This window comes from Roseovarius dicentrarchi, from assembly GCF_003316635.1.
Lineage (GTDB): Bacteria > Pseudomonadota > Alphaproteobacteria > Rhodobacterales > Rhodobacteraceae > Roseovarius > Roseovarius dicentrarchi.
Genome location: NZ_QNQP01000027.1, coordinates 16,793 through 33,106, shown reverse-complemented (window position 1 = coordinate 33,106; position 16,314 = coordinate 16,793). Strand labels below are relative to the sequence as shown.

General features: G+C 61.3%; 14 protein-coding genes. 9 read left to right on the top strand and 5 right to left on the bottom strand.

Features of this window, described 5'->3' with window-relative positions:
- The first annotated feature begins 768 nt into the window (after positions 1–768).
- Both DQ230_RS14990 and DQ230_RS14985 read left to right on the top strand, forming a co-directional pair.
- The gene (locus DQ230_RS14990; protein ID WP_113913421.1) at positions 769–2,337 is read left to right on the top strand and encodes a Re/Si-specific NAD(P)(+) transhydrogenase subunit alpha; all 1,569 of its coding nucleotides are present in this window, start codon (positions 769–771) and stop codon (positions 2,335–2,337) included.
- 13 nt (positions 2,338–2,350) lie between these two features.
- Positions 2,351–3,814 carry an NAD(P)(+) transhydrogenase (Re/Si-specific) subunit beta gene (locus DQ230_RS14985; protein ID WP_113913420.1) on the top strand — a complete coding sequence of 488 codons (1,464 nt, stop codon included), beginning with the start codon at positions 2,351–2,353 and terminating at the stop codon, positions 3,812–3,814.
- Positions 3,815–3,960: 146 nt separating this feature from the next.
- Here the strand turns inward: DQ230_RS14985 and DQ230_RS14980 are convergent, their stop codons facing one another.
- Complete coding sequence (locus DQ230_RS14980; RefSeq protein ID WP_113913419.1) at positions 3,961–4,296, bottom strand: ArsR/SmtB family transcription factor; 336 nt, start codon at positions 4,294–4,296, stop codon at positions 3,961–3,963.
- Between the two features lie 421 nt (positions 4,297–4,717).
- Between DQ230_RS14980 and DQ230_RS14975 the strand changes: the two genes are divergently transcribed.
- Genes DQ230_RS14975 through DQ230_RS14965 form a run of 3 tightly spaced genes read left to right on the top strand, consistent with a single transcriptional unit; the run spans position 4,718 to position 6,880 of the window.
- On the top strand, positions 4,718–5,260 hold the full coding sequence (locus tag DQ230_RS14975; protein WP_113913418.1) for a hypothetical protein: 543 nt from the start codon (positions 4,718–4,720) through the stop codon (positions 5,258–5,260).
- Complete coding sequence (locus DQ230_RS14970) at positions 5,257–5,655, top strand: phage holin family protein (protein ID WP_113913417.1); 399 nt, start codon at positions 5,257–5,259, stop codon at positions 5,653–5,655. The genes DQ230_RS14975 and DQ230_RS14970 overlap by 4 nt, the downstream gene beginning before the upstream one ends.
- Positions 5,645–6,880: a DUF3618 domain-containing protein gene (locus DQ230_RS14965; protein ID WP_113913416.1), complete on the top strand. Its 1,236-nt coding sequence runs from the start codon at positions 5,645–5,647 to the stop codon at positions 6,878–6,880. Before DQ230_RS14970 ends, DQ230_RS14965 begins: the two co-directional genes overlap by 11 nt.
- A gap of 613 nt (positions 6,881–7,493) precedes the next feature.
- Here DQ230_RS14965 and DQ230_RS14960 read toward each other — a convergent pair.
- The 4 genes from DQ230_RS14960 to DQ230_RS14945 are packed head-to-tail and all read right to left on the bottom strand — an operon-like array spanning position 7,494 to position 12,378.
- On the bottom strand, positions 7,494–9,062 hold the full coding sequence (locus DQ230_RS14960) for a hypothetical protein (RefSeq protein ID WP_113913415.1): 1,569 nt from the start codon (positions 9,060–9,062) through the stop codon (positions 7,494–7,496).
- Positions 9,055–10,359 carry an NAD(P)/FAD-dependent oxidoreductase gene (locus DQ230_RS14955; protein ID WP_113913414.1) on the bottom strand — a complete coding sequence of 435 codons (1,305 nt, stop codon included), beginning with the start codon at positions 10,357–10,359 and terminating at the stop codon, positions 9,055–9,057. Before DQ230_RS14955 ends, DQ230_RS14960 begins: the two co-directional genes overlap by 8 nt.
- A gap of 1 nt (position 10,360) precedes the next feature.
- On the bottom strand, positions 10,361–11,383 hold the full coding sequence (locus tag DQ230_RS14950) for a lysylphosphatidylglycerol synthase transmembrane domain-containing protein (RefSeq protein ID WP_203228090.1): 1,023 nt from the start codon (positions 11,381–11,383) through the stop codon (positions 10,361–10,363).
- Complete coding sequence (locus DQ230_RS14945) at positions 11,380–12,378, bottom strand: glycosyltransferase family 2 protein (protein WP_203228089.1); 999 nt, start codon at positions 12,376–12,378, stop codon at positions 11,380–11,382. Before DQ230_RS14945 ends, DQ230_RS14950 begins: the two co-directional genes overlap by 4 nt.
- A 303-nt stretch (positions 12,379–12,681) precedes the next feature.
- Here DQ230_RS14945 and DQ230_RS14940 point away from each other — a divergent pair, with 303 nt between their 5' ends.
- From DQ230_RS14940 to DQ230_RS14925, 4 genes are all read left to right on the top strand, one after another.
- Positions 12,682–13,230, top strand: a complete 549-nt coding sequence (locus DQ230_RS14940; RefSeq protein WP_113913411.1) for a DDE-type integrase/transposase/recombinase — start codon at positions 12,682–12,684, stop codon at positions 13,228–13,230.
- The gene (locus DQ230_RS14935; RefSeq protein ID WP_113913410.1) at positions 13,163–14,158 is read left to right on the top strand and encodes a tripartite tricarboxylate transporter substrate binding protein; all 996 of its coding nucleotides are present in this window, start codon (positions 13,163–13,165) and stop codon (positions 14,156–14,158) included. Before DQ230_RS14940 ends, DQ230_RS14935 begins: the two co-directional genes overlap by 68 nt.
- Before the next feature lie 90 nt (positions 14,159–14,248).
- Entirely contained in the window at positions 14,249–14,770 is a 522-nt protein-coding gene (locus DQ230_RS14930) for a tripartite tricarboxylate transporter TctB family protein (protein ID WP_113913409.1), read from the top strand.
- Positions 14,770–16,281 (top strand): tripartite tricarboxylate transporter permease, encoded by a 1,512-nt coding sequence (locus DQ230_RS14925; protein WP_113913408.1) that lies wholly within the window; start codon positions 14,770–14,772, stop codon positions 16,279–16,281. Before DQ230_RS14930 ends, DQ230_RS14925 begins: the two co-directional genes overlap by 1 nt.
- The last annotated feature ends 33 nt before the right edge of the window (positions 16,282–16,314 follow it).

Here is a 16,314-nt window from a genome sequence, read left to right as displayed (position 1 = left end):
AGTTGTAAGTTCATCGAATGAACCAAACCGCCCACATATCTCTTCAGATACTATCAGTTTCAAAGAGCGTCGGAGCCAAAAGCCCCAGAAGACAAATCTAACAGACTACGCTTAAACTACCAAGCGCCGTCCGCTCCACCTATCTCCGAATGTCCCCGCCGTCAAGCCCGCTGGAGCGTCGCTCCGTTGTTCCGTCTGGCGTCCCAGTGGTGCATCTCAGCGCCGCCGGTGAAGGGGGTTCTAGCCCCAACCCCAAATACCCGCAACCCATTTCTGCAAAGAAATGAAAGAATTCTTTATCTCATTGATAATACTCGTGTATTTTTGTCTGACAGGGTGAAATCCCGGCCCATCATGCTGGAGCAGGCCCGGAATCAGCCCCCTTTCGGGGCGTTTGCGCCGACTCGGTTTGCCGGCAACGCAATCAAGCGCCCCGATCCGACTCGGGTGGCGGGCGAGGGCAGAGATATGCCGCGAATCTCCGGCGGAGTTGGCCGCGGCGTACCGGTCGGAGTTTTCGCCCGATCCCTGCATTTCTCCGAACATCTGATATGTCGTCCAGGAGACTGGTGACACCGCACGACCGATATGGTGGCGGCGCGGTGCGGGCGCCGCGTCGAAACCCCGCAACTGACGGCATACCATTTGTCGGCGAAAAGAGTCGCATCATAGGCCACCCTCTTGGCTACATTCATGCGGGCTGGGCTTTTGGGTTCCTTATCCGCTATTAAGCTGGACTGAATTCATAGGACAGGATGGTGGACTGACGTGAAAATAGGTGTTCCGAAGGAAGCCCGCGAGGGCGAAGCGCGTGTCGCGATGACCCCCGACAGCGCCGTTCAGTTGCAAAAGCTGGGCTATGACTGTGCGATCGAGGCGGGCGCAGGTGCAAGGGCCGGGTTTATGGATGCCGATTACGCGGCCGCCGGCGTCGAGCTGGTCGAAACCGCGCAGGCGCTTTGGTCCGGCAGCGACATCATCGCCAAGGTGCGCCCGCCCAGCACGGCCGAGCTGGGGCATCTGAAGGACGGGCAGACGCTGATCACATTCTTCGACCCCGGCACCAACGATGCGGGGATGGAGGCGGCGCGCGCCTCGGGCGCCAGTGTCATCGCCATGGAAATGGTGCCGCGCATCAGCCGCGCACAGAAGATGGACGCGCTGTCGTCGATGGCCAATATCGCCGGCTACCGCGCCGTGATCGAGGCAAGCAGCAATTTCGGACGCTTCTTTACCGGGCAGATCACCGCCGCGGGCAAAATGCCCCCGGCGCGCGTTCTGGTGATCGGCGCGGGCGTGGCCGGGCTGGCCGCGATTGGCACGTCCACGTCGCTGGGCGCGGTCACGCTGGCGTTCGACTTGCGCCCCGAAGTGGCCGAGCAGGTCGAAAGCATGGGCGCCGAGTTCGTCTATCTGGATTTTGACGAGGCGCAGGACGGCGCGGCAACAGGCGGATACGCCTCCGTCTCCAGCCCCGAATTCCGCGAAGCGCAGCTGGCCAAATTCCGCGAATTGGCGCCGGATGTCGACATCGTCATCACAACCGCCCTGATCCCGAACCGCGACGCACCCGAGCTGTGGACCGAGGATATGGTCAAGGCGATGAAGCCCGGATCGGTCATCGTGGATCTGGCCGCCGAAAAGGGCGGCAACTGCAAGCTGACGGTGAAGGATGAGAAGATCGTCACCGAGAACGGCGTCACCATCATCGGCTACACCGATTTCCCCAGCCGCATGGCCGCGCAGGCGTCCAGCCTCTATGCCACCAACATCCGCCATATGCTGTCCGATCTGACCCCCGAAAAGGATGGCCAGATCGTGCATGACATGGAGGATGACGTCATTCGCGGCGCCACCGTGGTCCACGCGGGCGAAATCACCTACCCGCCGCCCCCGCCCAAGGTGCAGGCGATTGCGGCCAAGCCGAAACAGACCGCACCCGCGCCCACGGCGGAGGAGAAAAAGGCGCAGGAAGTGGCGCTGTTCCGCAAGCAGACCAAATCGCAGGTGACCCTGCTGGCTGTCAGTGCGGCGGTGATGGTGCTGATCGGCGCCTTTGCGCCGGCCAGCTTCATGAGCCACCTCATCGTCTTTGTTCTGGCCTGCTTCATCGGCTTTTCTGTGATCTGGAACGTATCGCATTCCCTTCACACGCCGCTGATGGCGGTGACGAATGCGATTTCGGGCATCATCATCCTTGGCGCGCTGCTGCAAATCGGGTCCGGCTCGTGGCTGGTCGTGCTTCTTGCCGCCGTGTCGGTGTTCATTGCATCCATCAACATTGTGGGGGGCTTCCTTGTGACGCGCCGCATGCTGGCGATGTTCCAGAAATCCTGAAGGGACAGCAGAAATGACAATCGGAATTGTATCCGCGGCCTACATCGCGGCCGCCGTCCTGTTCATCCTGTCGCTGGGCGGGCTGTCGGGACAGGAAAGCGCCAAGCGCGCCGTCTGGTATGGCATCGTCGGCATGGGCGCGGCCGTGGTGGCGACGGTGTTCGGTCCCGGCATGGGCAACTGGTTCATCATATCGGTGATGATCGCCGGCGGCTCGGTTCTTGGCTGGTATGTGGCCAAGCGGGTGGAGATGACCGAGATGCCGCAACTGGTAGCGGCGCTGCACTCTTTCGTTGGGTTGGCCGCGGTTTTCATCGGCTTCAACGCCTATCTGGAGCTGCAAGCGGTGCTCGCGCTCAAGGCGGCCATGCCTGCGGATGCGGGTGACGCCTGGTGGGCGCAGCAGGGCCTGACGGGCTTTGCCGAGACGCTGGCACATAAAACCGGCGTCGAGCGTACGATCCTGCGCGCCGAAGTGTTCCTTGGCGTCTTCATCGGCGCGGTGACCTTCACCGGATCCGTCGTCGCCTTTGGCAAGCTGGCGGGCAAGATCACCTCCAAGGCCGAAAAACTGCCCGGCGGTCATGCGTTGAATGCGGGCGCGGCGGCGCTGTCCTTGCTGCTGATGATCGCCTTCATGAACGGCGCAGGCATGTGGACGCTGCTGCTGATGACGCTGCTGGCGTTCTTCATCGGCTACCACCTGATCATGGGGATCGGCGGCGCCGACATGCCCGTGGTCGTGTCGATGCTGAACTCCTATTCCGGCTGGGCCGCGGCGGCGATCGGGTTCAGCCTTGGCAACGATCTGCTGATCGTGACCGGCGCGCTGGTCGGATCGTCCGGTGCGATCCTCAGCTATATCATGTGCAAGGCGATGAACCGGTCGTTCGTCTCGGTCATCCTTGGCGGTTTCGGCAATACCACCGGCCCCGCGATGGCGGTCGAGGGCGAGCAGGTGGCGATTGACGCGGACGGCGTCGCGACCGCGCTGAACGATGCGGACAGTATCGTGATCGTGCCGGGCTACGGCATGGCCGTGGCGCAGGCGCAGGGCGCAGTCTCCGAGCTGGTCACCAAGCTGCGCGCCAAGGGCAAATCCGTGCGTTTTGCCATCCACCCGGTTGCGGGGCGCCTGCCCGGCCACATGAACGTGCTGCTGGCCGAGGCCAAGGTGCCCTACGACATCGTTCTGGAAATGGACGAGATCAACGATGATCTGGCCCGGACGGATGTGGTCATCGTCATCGGATCGAATGACATCGTGAACCCGGCGGCGCAGGACGACCCCAATTCGCCCATCGCCGGAATGCCCGTGTTGGAAGTCTGGAAGGCAAAGCAGGTCTTTGTGTCGAAACGCGGTCAGGGCACCGGGTATTCGGGCATCGAAAACCCGCTGTTCTACAAGGACAACACCCGCATGTTCTATGGTGATGCCAAGGTGTCCATCTCGGCCCTGCTGCCCATGATCGACTGACGGATCATAGATCAGGGCCGCCCGAACAGGGGCGGCCCGCGCAGGATCTGCGGATAACTGTGGTTTTGCGTCTGAGTTTCAGTCCGGGCCGGCATTGCCCGCACGGGCATCAGGCATCCGCCGTGCATCCAGGGGGGATGATCGCGCTACGCATTTTTGCAAAACAGGTCATAGACAAGGTCGAGGATCTGAACGGCGCGCGGATCGCTCAAACGGTAATAAATAACCTTGCCCTCCCGGCGCGGCGCCACCAGCCCTTCGCTGCGCAGGCGCGCCAGCTGTTGCGATACGGCGGCCTGACGCGCCGACAGCAGGTTTTCCAAATCGGTGACCGATTTCTCGCCGCTCGCCAGATGGCACAGGATCATCAAACGCCCCTCGTGGCTGAGCGCCTTGAGGAAGTTTGACGCGTTGCGTGCGCTCTCCATCATCCGCTCGATTTCGGCGGCTGACATGTCGTTGGTTATGACGGGCAGTGTCATTGGGGCAAATGATCCGTGTTCCAATGCCTTACTGTAGCCCGGCAGCACCGACATGGCAATTCGGCACCGGGCGGAACCGCACCTGAAGTCAATCCAGCGCCTGAAAAAGAGACCCGATACAGCTGACAGGGCGCGACGCAGTTCTCACGGGGGCCGGCGCTGCGTTCATGACAGCCCTGCCCCTTCAGGCCTGCCGCGCGAACAGACGCCCACCGGGGCCGCGTCCGGCACAGTTATGCAGATCAGCAGGGAACCGATAGCGCCTGTTTGCGCTTGATTAAGCACTCACACTGACGTGACCCCACAGACGTGAAACGCAAATACAGCGAGGAATCTATGTACGGAATTATCTATCTGGTTGGATTGATCGTGGTGATCCTCGCCATCGTCAATCTCGTATTTTGAACCGAAGGAGAGCACAATGACCCAGTCAACTTCGCCTAACGTCGACGAGATCAAGACCAAGGCCAAAGAGGCTGCCGACGATCTTGGCAGCAGCGCCCGCGAAACGGCGCAAAGTGCCGCCAGCGCCGTGCGCGACGAAGCTGCACGCCGCGCCGGTGATGCCAAATCGGGCGTGGCCGACGAAGTGTCGGACGTTGCCTCGTCGCTGCGCAAGGCCGCGAATGACATGCGCGATGGCTCACCGCAAGAGCGCACTTTCGGCCAGATCGCAAGCAGTCTTGCCGATATATCGGACTCGATCCGTGACAAGGATCTGGGCGAGATGGCCAATGAAGTCAGCACCTTTGCCAAGCGTAATCCGATGCTGTTTCTGGGCGGTATCGCACTGGCCGGATTTGCCGCAACGCGGTTTGCCACTGCGTCGGCCCGCAGGGATGACGCACCGCACACGGCGCCGGACACTCCGGGCCACGATGCGCCCGGCTATCGCCATCAGACCGCGTCCGAGATCTATGCAAACCAGCGCAACGCACGCACCACTTCGGGAGAAACCTCATGAGCGATCCCACCGGAAAAACGACAGCCGACATGCTGGGCGATGCCTTGGGCCACGTCAGCTCCCTTGTGCGCAAGGAAGTGGATCTGGCCCGCGCCGAAGTGTCGGAAAACCTCAACAAGGCAGGCGTTGCAGTCGGCATGATCGTGGGCGCGGTCATCGTGGCACTCACGGCACTGAATGTGTTGTCCGCTGCGCTGGTCGCCGCCCTGACCGAAGCAGGCGTCGATGCAGGATGGAGCGCGCTGATCATCGGCGTGATCTTTGCGGTCATCGCGTTCGTCATGGCCAACAAGGGCGTGAACGACCTCAAGCTGTCCAGCTTTGCACCCTCTCGCACCGCCAAGAACGTCAAGCGCGACGCACATGCAGTAAAGGATGCCTACGATGACAAATGATACCAAATCCCCCGACGAAATCGAACGCGAGATCGAGCGCGAGCGCGCCGGCCTGAAGGACTCGATCGAAGGATTGCAGGACCGGTTTTCATTCGATGGCGTGGTCCAGCAGGTCGGTGATCAGTTCCGTGAACACGGCGGCGATTTCGGCCGCTCGGTTGCGCAATCGGCGCGCGACAATCCTGTGGCGCTGGCGCTGACCGGCGTCGGGCTTGCCTGGCTGATATTCGGCAACAAGCGCAGCGCCAATGACCGCGATGATCGCCACACCGGGCGGCGCGATCACCATGGCACCGTGCCACGCACCCATGTGGCCGACGACGTGCCGGAGTATGCCGCCCGCCGCGGCGCCAGCTACTCGGGACCAAAGACCGAGGCACGCTGGCAAACCCGCCGGCCGTCCGCCGCAGCGCAGCCAACATGGGCGCGCGATTGGGAGCGCGATGAACTGGGCCACGGCCGCAGCACATCCGGCACATCCCTTGGCGACCGTGCATCGCACGCAAGCTCGGCGGCGCGGGACGCAGCGGAGGATGCGGCTGGCGCTGTCGCCTCGGGCGCATCATCGGTGGCGGCTTCGGTGTCGTCCGGCGCCGCATCGGTTCGGGACAGCGCCAGCGACGCCGCGCGCAGTGTCGGCGATACTGCACATGATGCGGCCCATGGCATCCGCGACACCGCCGGCAATATCTGGAGCAGCGCATCGCACCGCGCCGAGGCGCTTCAAAGGCGCCTGGCCGAGGGCACCGAGCATCTGTCCGACGAGGCGCGCGACCGGATTGCCGCTGCACGTGCGAAGGCGATCGACGCCCGCGACGCTGCCTCGCGCCGGATCAGCCGCGGCACCGATCAGGTCGCGGATTTCTATGACGAACATCCGCTTGTCATGGGCGCGCTGGCCTTTGCTATCGGCGCCGCAACCGCTGGCGCCCTGCCGCGCACACGGCTGGAGGACGACTATGTCGGCGCCTATAGCGACGATCTGTATGACGAAGCCGAGCGCATTTACAACGAAGAGGTGCGCAAGGCCCGCGAGGTCGTCAAAGCAGGCGTTGACGAAGCCAGGAATGTGGCGTCTGACCTTCAGGACGATGTCGAAGCAGCCGCCGATTCTGCCGTGGACAAGGCCAAGTCGGCCGCCGACCGTGTGAAAACCGCCGCCAAGGAGAGCGCAGACAAGCAGAACCTTGGCGCTGCCGGGACGGAAACAGACAAGGACCGGTAACCAAGGCGCGGCTGGCCGGCGCCAGCCAAACCCCGCACGAACCGAACAAAGCGCGCTGTCACAGACGGCGCGCTTTTTTATGTCCTCATCGCCTTTTCAGTATTCTCACCGCAGGGCGCGTGTTTGCGAGCCCTATCCTCACCAACCACGCGGCGCCGTTCCGCCCCGTTGCCTGAGCTGGTCCGGGTGGCGGAGATTGACGATCCAGTCAAGGCGCCCCGCATGACGATCAATAGCAAGCGGGTTCACATGGTTTGCGCATGGCAGATTTCGGGAACGGGTGAACCACCAGGTTGCAGCTGACCCGCTCCTCTGAAAAGAGCTGGATCCGAGGTGAGCCTGTTCTTTAGCTGGGTTTAAAGGATCTACGCCGAAAGCATGGGATCAGCGACACGGACGCTCCACAAGTGGCACCGCAGGTCCGGTTGACCGCCAACCGCGCCCGCGTCTCTGCCAAAGCACCGTTGGCTGATCCGCGCGCCTGCGTGGCCGACACGCTCACAGCCGTCATCTCAGGCCACACACAAAGACAGATCGACACTCTCCTGCCGTGGAGCGATGCCAGATAGGTGGGAAAGGCGCACCGCTTACCGACAGCAGCTCGGTAGTGGGGTCACATACGTCTGAACACCACAAGCGTGGCTGATCGCCCCGCGATCGGCACATTCGCGTCCAGCCTGTAACGCGATCCCTCCTGTTCGAGGCAGGGCAGCACGGGCGACGTCGATATGTCAACCACCAGTCGAGGGGCCTGCATCTGTAGAAAAGCGCAATAGGCTTCAGGTGATTCAGGCGTCGCAAAGACTTTGTTTGGCGGGACATCGGCCCACCATCCGCGATTGATATGTTCCGTATTGGCCGCATGCGGAAACCCATGCCGCGGCTCTTTGAGGTTCCAATGCAGCGCTATCTGGCTTGGTGACAGGAAAGGTATGGAAGCGGCGTCAGACGCTTCCCTGTAGGTCTGAAAGGCATCGATCACCGGACCCGGATGATAGGTATGTTTCGCAGGTGTAAATCTTATCAGACTTCGCGCCGACCACAGGGTCGCCAGCGCCACCAGCCCGGCCAGCCCCAAGGACATGACCAGCATACCTGTCACCGGGAACCTGACCCGACGCTCTGCCAGCCAGACCAGTATGCCCAGCATCATCAGGCAAGAGTATCCCGTGAAAAAATTCAGGTAATGCGGCCACCAATGTTTCTGCGCCACGAAAGCAAACAGGCTGCATTGCGCGATCAGTATCATCAGGATGAAACGGGCCGAGATGCTGCCGCGCCGGACGCCGGTGGCAAAGACTGCGATCCCCGCCAAGGAAATGGCCCAGAACGGGATAACAAGGGGGTTCGACAGATTGAGGCTATCCAGAAAAGTGTCGCCAAAATACTGCGGGTTAATGTCTTGGGCCAGCATCGACAGACCGGCCCAAAAGGCCGCCATGTGACCGCTGAGCGCATAGGGCAACAGATTGAGCACGAGCCCTGAAACAAGCGTCACCACACCCAAACATCCGAAAAGCGCCAAACGCTCGGAAAGCCGTCGCGGGTGAGGACCGGATATTGGTGCAAAACAGCCCAGTAATGCCGTTAGCACCAGCGGCGCCAATAAATATGGCCGGATGGAAATCGCCGCCGCGGCCAGAAGACCCGCGGCAAATATAACCCGGATCCGCGTCACGGGCATCTGCCCCGCCCACAGCATCAAAAGGGTTGCACTCAACGCAAATGCACCGGCCATCGGATTGATATGGGTCAGATCACCCGGAAGGCTGGCGGTGAGCGACGCATAGAGCAGAGCCGCGAACAGCGAGAGGCGGCGCACGTCCGAATATGCCACATTCGGAATGTGCAGTATGCGCGGCACCAGTATCACAATCAAAGCCGCGCCAAGCGTCACACTGAAAAGCGACAGGATCCGCCACGCCTGAATGCTGTCAAACGCAGCCGGGACAGAAAAAAGCATCTGCACAAATGGCAGTTTGTCATGAAACTCCTTTGTCCATATCAGGTCGCCCCCGAGCAGGCGCTGACCGAAATACATCTCATGATCCATGTCCCAATCGTAATTTCCCGACGCGAAAATCACCCAGAGCCGCATCAGGAGGCTTACCATCAAGGCCGGGCTGCCCCAGCGCACCAACAAGACAATCGGGCGGGGCAGATCCGGCGCTGGCTCAGTCACCAGCAAGCCTGCGCGCCAACGCGCGCCCTTCGCGGATAGCGTAATTCGTGCCGCGATCCTCCGGATAAATCTGGGCCATGGAGCATATGTGCATCCCCGGCAAAGGGCCGTCCTCGGACGGGATCAGCTTTGCGTATTCTTTTTCCACCACCGGCTGGGCCCAGCGCGCCTTCCAGACGTGGTAGCGATTGATCCATGAGGCATCGAATTCAGGAAACATCTTTTTGAGATGCGGCAGGGAAAACTCCAGCGTCTCTTCTGCGCTCATATTATAGAGCGCCTCTTGGTGGGGCAGATATTTCGACAGATAAACGACATGATTGCCGCCATACGTCTCTGGCTTCATGAAATTGGTATGTTCGATCACGCCTACATAGGGAAAGCTGGGGTCGTTGACGTTGAGCCAGTATGTATCGCTGAGCGAACGATCCAGCTCCAGCACCAGACAGACGTTTGACAGGTAGTTGATCCGCCTCAGAGCAGCGAGGTAATCAGGCGCGGCCCAGCCTTCGATCATGTCGGCAACCAACGGTAGCGCCGTTGTCGCAATGACCGCATCACTGGTCACCTCGCCCCACGCCCCCTTTGTCCTCCAGCGTCCATCGGCCTCCTGAGCGAAGCTGTCCACCGCTGACCTTGTATGCACCTTGCCGCCGCCTGCGCGAATGCCGTCTGCTGTTGCTTCGGCCAGACGCGCGAACGAGCCTTGAAAATAGGCCAGCCGTTCCTCGCCCGCCTTGCCCCGCGACCCGCCACGCAGCTTGAGCTTGTTCCAGAACCACACCGCCGAGATATCTTCGGCATAAGGCCCGAACTTGCCCTGCAACAGCGGCTCCCACATGACCTTGTAAACGCGCTCGCCTCCAAGCTCGCGTAGCCATTCGGATGCAGTCTTATGCTCGAGCGCCATCCAGTCCTTGACCTTTCGTGCCCGCAGGGTCAGCAGGCCCAGCCGGATCCGATCAAAAAATGGCAGTGGCGAGAATTTCAGCAAATCCATCGGTGTCGATAGCTTGAATACGGAGCTGTTGTAATAAACGCCCGTGTTGGTGGGGTTGGTCATCACCTCATCTGACAGGCCCAGATCATCGATCAGACCCATCACCGCCAGATCGTTCGTGAACCAGTGATGATAGAATCGGTCCAGTCGCTCGCCCTCGGCTTCAAAAGCGCCGGCAAGCCCGCCCACGAAATCATCCGCTTCCAATACCGTGACCCGGTGACCCGCCCGCGTCAGATCGTATCCAGCCGACAGACCGGCGAAACCGCCGCCAATGATGGTGATATCTTTGCTCATGTTATCGGCTCTCTTGGCGTGGGGATGAGGGGGGTGACCGGCGGCGGAGGCCCCAATAGGCCATACATGCGCCCCCGATCAAGGTCGCGGGCAGCCATAGGATGAAATGTACCAGCACCGCAAAAGCGGCGGCGGCGACGGCTGGATTTCCCATCACCTCCATCGCCTTGATTACGAAAAAGTCGAATGTCCCGATATATCCGGGCGTGGAAGGCAACAACGTGGCCAGCGTTCCCACAGGCAAGGCCAGCCAGCCCGCTACAGGAGTTTCCAGCGAGGGCACCGCATGGGCCGCGGCCCAGAAAACCGCCCCCTCCAGCCCCCAGACAGCCGCAGACCACAGCACCAAAAGCGCCATGCGTGGCCCTTGGGAAAGATGGCGTAGCGTATCGAACACTTTGTCCGAGATACCGCTCAGCCTTACACCTGCATTTGCGGAAACAACCCGGTTCACCATGCGTATCAACAACCTGACCAGCGGCTCCATGATTTGCGGAAACAGCAGCAGTGCCATCACCGCTAGACCAACCCCGATCAGACCCGTTCCGCTGATCCCGACCAATGCGGCAGGGGCGCTGCTGCCCAGATCAAAGATCACAAGGACAAGCCCAAGCGCAATCAGAAGGCTCAAAAGGTCCAACAGACGCTCCACCAGAAGCGTGGCAATGACCGATGCCGTCGGCACCCCCATCCAGCCCGAGAAGGCAAGCGCCCGCAGCGCATCCCCCGCGCGAAACGGCAGCACATTGTTGGCTGCGATCGACCCCATGAACGGGATCGCACATGTGATCCAGCCAATCTCTGGATTGCTGCGCCGCAGCATGATCCGCCAGCGCGTGATCCGGCACGCATAGCCCAGCAGGAAAAAGACGATTGCCAGGGCAATCCAGCCCGAATTGGCCTCGGCCAAGGCGGCACCCAGTTCGGCCATGTCTACCGACCGCGCGATCAGCCAGACGAAAAAGCCCGCAACCGCGATGCCAAGCCCCAGCCTGGCCATGCTTCCGACGGATATGTTTTTCATTTTCTGGTTCGCGCGGTGGCAGAAGTGGGGCAAGCCGCAGAATGTTCTGCCGCGCCGTTCTCGCTGAACCCTATGGTTTCGCGCACGATATACAGGGGTCTTTGCTTCACTTCAGTGTAGATCCGGCCAATGTACTCGCCGATGATTCCCAGCGACAAAAGCTGCACGCCGCCCAGAAACAGGACTGCGATCATCAGTGCAGTCCATCCTTCAACCCAGGTGGCGGTAAACATCCTCAGCCCAAGCGCATAAATGATCCCGATCATCGCAAATAACGCCGAGATCAGCCCCATCGCGATGGAAACCTGCAAAGGCTTGACCGAAAATGACAGGATGCCATCCGTGGCAAAGCGCAACATCTTGCGCAGTGGATATTTCGAAGTACCGGCAAAGCGCTCTGCCCGCTCGTAGGGAAGTGCGATCTGCCTGAACCCCACCCATGACACCATGCCACGCACGAAACGGTGGCGCTCGGGCATGTTTTTAAGCACCTCCACCACCGGTCTGCTCATCAGGCGGAAATCTCCGGTATCCAGCGGAATGGGGACTTCGGACAGGCGATTAAGCACGCGGTAGAACGCGCGCGCCGTGAACAGTTTGAAGGCCGACTCTCCAGGGCGCGAGATACGCGTGGCATAAACCACATCATAGCCGTCGCGCCATTTCTCAAGCATGCCGGCGATTACTTCTGGCGGGTCCTGCAAATCCGCATCGATCAACACGACCGCATCACCCGTGGACGCATCGATCCCCGCAGTCACGGCAATCTGGTGGCCAAAGTTACGCGCGAAATAAAGCACACGGACGCGCGCATCATCGACCGCAGCCTGACGCAGGAGCGCCGGCGTGCGATCGCTGGATCCATCATCTACAAATAACAGCTCAAACGCATAGTCAGGCTGGCTGCTGCAAAAAGCTGTCAAGCGATCCAGTGTGGTTCTGATGACTTCTTCTTCGTTGTAGCAAGGGATGATAATCGAGACACATTTTTCCACAATGCTACCTATAAAGATTTCAGCCCCCTCGGATAGCCCCATCGAAAGGTTTGTGCGTCAGTTACGCCGACGTCGCCCCAGCCCTTACCCATCAGGGGCGCGACTCCGGGCCTGAGTTTTGCCGTTTTGGGCGGGTTGTGCAACGGGGGGCCTGCGCGGAGCTTTGCGAATTGCGCGGCGCCGGCCCGCGTTGCGACGTGAAGGTTGGTGCGAAAGGCGTCAGGCACCCGCCAGCCGCTACATGGTGGTCAACGCTTCTGCCGCCAGAAAGGACCGTAGGAATGAAAACGGATCAGGCGCTTGATGCCATTGATGGACCTTATGCCGATCCACCGGAAATCCGACACCAGCACGGCCGCGAAAGACCACAAGACTCGCCCCTATCTGCTGCGTGGCCTGCGGGTGGACCGACCCAGCCAGGTTTGGCGCGCTGACATCACCTGCCTACCGACGCGGCGGGGCTTTGTGCATCTGGGTGCGATCATGGACCGGCACAGCCGCAAGGCATTGGCGTGGCGCATGTCAAACACGCTGGCCGCAAAGTTCTGCGTCGCACACCTGAACAGATCCATTCACAGATACGGCTTGCCCGAGATCCTGGATATGGATCTGGTTTTGCGATGGCGTCAGACAATCATCACGCTGATACATTGCGATGCCGCCGGGACAGGCATCCGCGCCACCAACAAAACCCCGGCAAGGCAACTAAACCATTTGCGGTTTCGCCACCATAACCCGATAAGTACCCGACGAATTTACGTGATCTACAAGGGAGCATGGATTTATGAAACGCTTGATCGTTCTGGCCGCAACTCTTCTGGCCGCTGCTCCGGCGGCTGCGGAATTTCCTGAAAGAGAGATCAGGGGCGTGATTCAGTGGGGCGCCGGCGGCTCGACCGACACGGTGATGCGCTCGGTCACGCCGCATGCCGAGGAGGTGCTGGGCACCTCGATCGTGATGCAGAATGTCACCGGCGGCGTGGGGGCGATTGCCCTCAATCAGGTGGCCGAGGCCGATCCGGATGGCTACACCCTGCTGATGGGGGCCGAGAATCCGACGCTCTACAAGGTCATGAACCTGGGCGAGCGGGACTATGCGGATTTCGTGCCTGTCGTTCTTCTGGCACGTGGCACACCGATGCTGGTCGCCTCCGCGAACGCACCTTTTGACGACTATGCGGGCATGATGAGCCATATCGCCGAAAATCCGGGCGACGTGCGCTTTGGCTCGACGGGGCCGGGCGGCCTGTCGTCGGTGATACTTGCCATGGTCGAATCCATTGAAGGCGATCTCGATATCATCGAGGTTCCCTATGGCGGCGATGGTCCGGCCCTGACCGCGCTTCAGGGGGGCGCCATCGATGTCATGCCCGTCGTCGTCGGCGCCGCGATCGAGGGGATCCGCGCCGGCACCATGAAACCCATCACCGTGATGGACGCGGAGGCGCATTATGCCCTGCCTGACGTGCAGCCCGTTACCGAGGCCGAGACCGGATATGAGGCGATGCTGCCCTGGGGGCCGTTTTTTGGCGTCTTTGCGCCTGTGGACACGCCAAAGGATGTGGTTGCCAAGCTGTCGGATGCCTATCGGCAGGCAGCCGAACAGGACGATTTCCGCAAGCTGATGCAGGATCGGGGCTTTATCATGATGAATGTTTCGGGCGCCGAGGCGCAGGCGTATCTGGACAGCTATCAGCGCAACACGGTCTGGCTGATCGAGGATGCGGGCCTGGCAAAGCGTTCACCCGAAGAGTTCGGCATCCCCCGTCCGGAAAAGTGATGCGTCACTGAAAGTGATGCGGCTGCCCCACCGCCATGCCCCGGCACGGCGGTGGGGCAGCCCTTTTCTCCAAGGTCCGAAAGGTGATTCATGCACGACCCTTTCCCATCCCGCCGCACGCGGCGCCCCGGTGAGGCCGTCTTTGCCGTGCTGATGGCTGCATTGTCCGCGGTGCTTTTGGTGAACGCATACGGGATCAGCGGGCTGGGCGCGCTATCGGCGCCGGGCAGCGTTCCGATGGCCGCCGCGGCCGTGATGCTGGGGGCGGCATTCGTGATCGCATGGCGCACGATGCGGCGGCCACGTGCAGAGGGCCAGACGCTTCACCGCGATGTGTTGCCTGGCCGTATCCTCGCGATCACGGCGCTGCTTATTGCCTACGCGGCGCTGCTGGAGCCCTTGGGTTTCCTGCCGACCTCGGCGCTGTTTCTGATCTTGTCCATCCGCCTTCTGTCACGGCGGGGCTGGGGCTTTGCCAGTCTCGTGTCGGTCGGAAGCCTCGTTGCGATCTGGCTGATCTTTCGTATTGTCTTTACGGTTCTGATGCCATCGGGCCTGGTCCCCGAGGCCGAGCTGATCCAGGCGCTGCGCGATCTCACGGGGGCCCGCTGATGGAGACGCTCGCGGCAATGGCCACAGTATTCGCGCAGCCGCAGCTTCTGCTGCTGGTGGCGGTCGGCACGCTGTCGGGTATCTATGTCGGCGCAATTCCGGGCCTGTCGGTGACGATGGCGGTCTCGATCCTGATTTCCTTTACCTTCGCATGGGATGTGTTGCCTGCGATCTCGCTGATGATCGGCATCTATATGGGTGGGGTCTATGGCGGCGGCCGGACAGCAATCCTTCTCAATATCCCCGGCGCGCCCTCGGCCATCGCAACGGCGATGGACGGCTATCCCATGGCCCTGCGCGGCGAGGCGGGCAGCGCCATCGGCATCAGCACCGTCATGTCCTTTTTCGGTGGTCTGGTCGGGATAGCGGCGCTTGCGCTGGCGGCGCCGGTCGTTTCGGATGTGGCGCTCAGCTTCCAGCCGCGCGATTACCTTTTGCTCGCGCTGCTTGGTCTTTTGCTGGTTGGCTCGCTGTCGGAGGGTTCAATGCTCAAGGGGGTGTTCGCAGGCGCCTTCGGCATTGTGATCGGCGCGGTCGGCATGGACCCGCTGACCTTTACCGAGCGGTTCACATTCGGCCTGCCGGACCTGCGCGGCGGCGTCAGCTTTGTTGCGGTGATGATCGGCCTCTTTGGCGTGTCCGAGGCGCTTGCGCAGCTGCATCACGTGAACAAGCTGGCAATCAAACAGGCGATCGGCCGGATCATGCCGTCATGGGGCACCGTGCGCCGCCATTTACCGCTAAGCTTGCAGACATCGACCATCGGCGTGGTCATCGGCGCGCTGCCCGGCACCGGTGGCGATATCGCCGCACTGATGGCCTACGACCACGCCAAACGCGTCACCAAGCACCCCGAGCACCCGTTTGGCGAGGGTGCCGTCGAGGGCCTGATCGCGCCCGAGACCGCCAACAATGCCGCCGTGGGCGGCGCCTTTGTTCCGATGATGACGCTTGGCATTCCGGGCGATGCGATCACGGCGATCATGATCGGTGCGCTTTTCATCCACGGGCTGAACCCCGGCCCGATGCTGATGATCGACCGGCCGGACATGTTCTGGTTCATCGTCGGCGCGCTTTTGGCTGCCAATGTCTTTATGCTTGTCTTCGGTCTGACAGGCATCCGCATCTTTACCAAGATCGTTGAAATGCCCCGCGCGGTGTTGATCCCGCTGATCCTGCTTTTGTCGATTGTCGGGGCGTTTGCGGTGAACAATTCAGTGACAGAAGTTTACTGGATGCTGGGGTTCGGCGTATTGGGCTACTTTATGAAGCTCTATTCCTGGCCACTCGGACCGATCGTCCTTGGGGTCATCCTGTCGCGCCTTCTTGATGAGAACTGGCGCCGAGCCGTCATAACCGAGCGCGAGAGCATCTGGGGCCTGCTTGAGAGTACGCTCACCTCTCCATTGTCGCTGATCCTGCTCATTGCGGTTTTGGCCACCATCCTGAGCCAGACACCGGTGTGGCGGAAGGCGCGAGCGCGGCTGCGCCCAAGGGCGCGCAGACCGTAAGGACACGTGGCACGGGGGCGCATCGGCGCCACG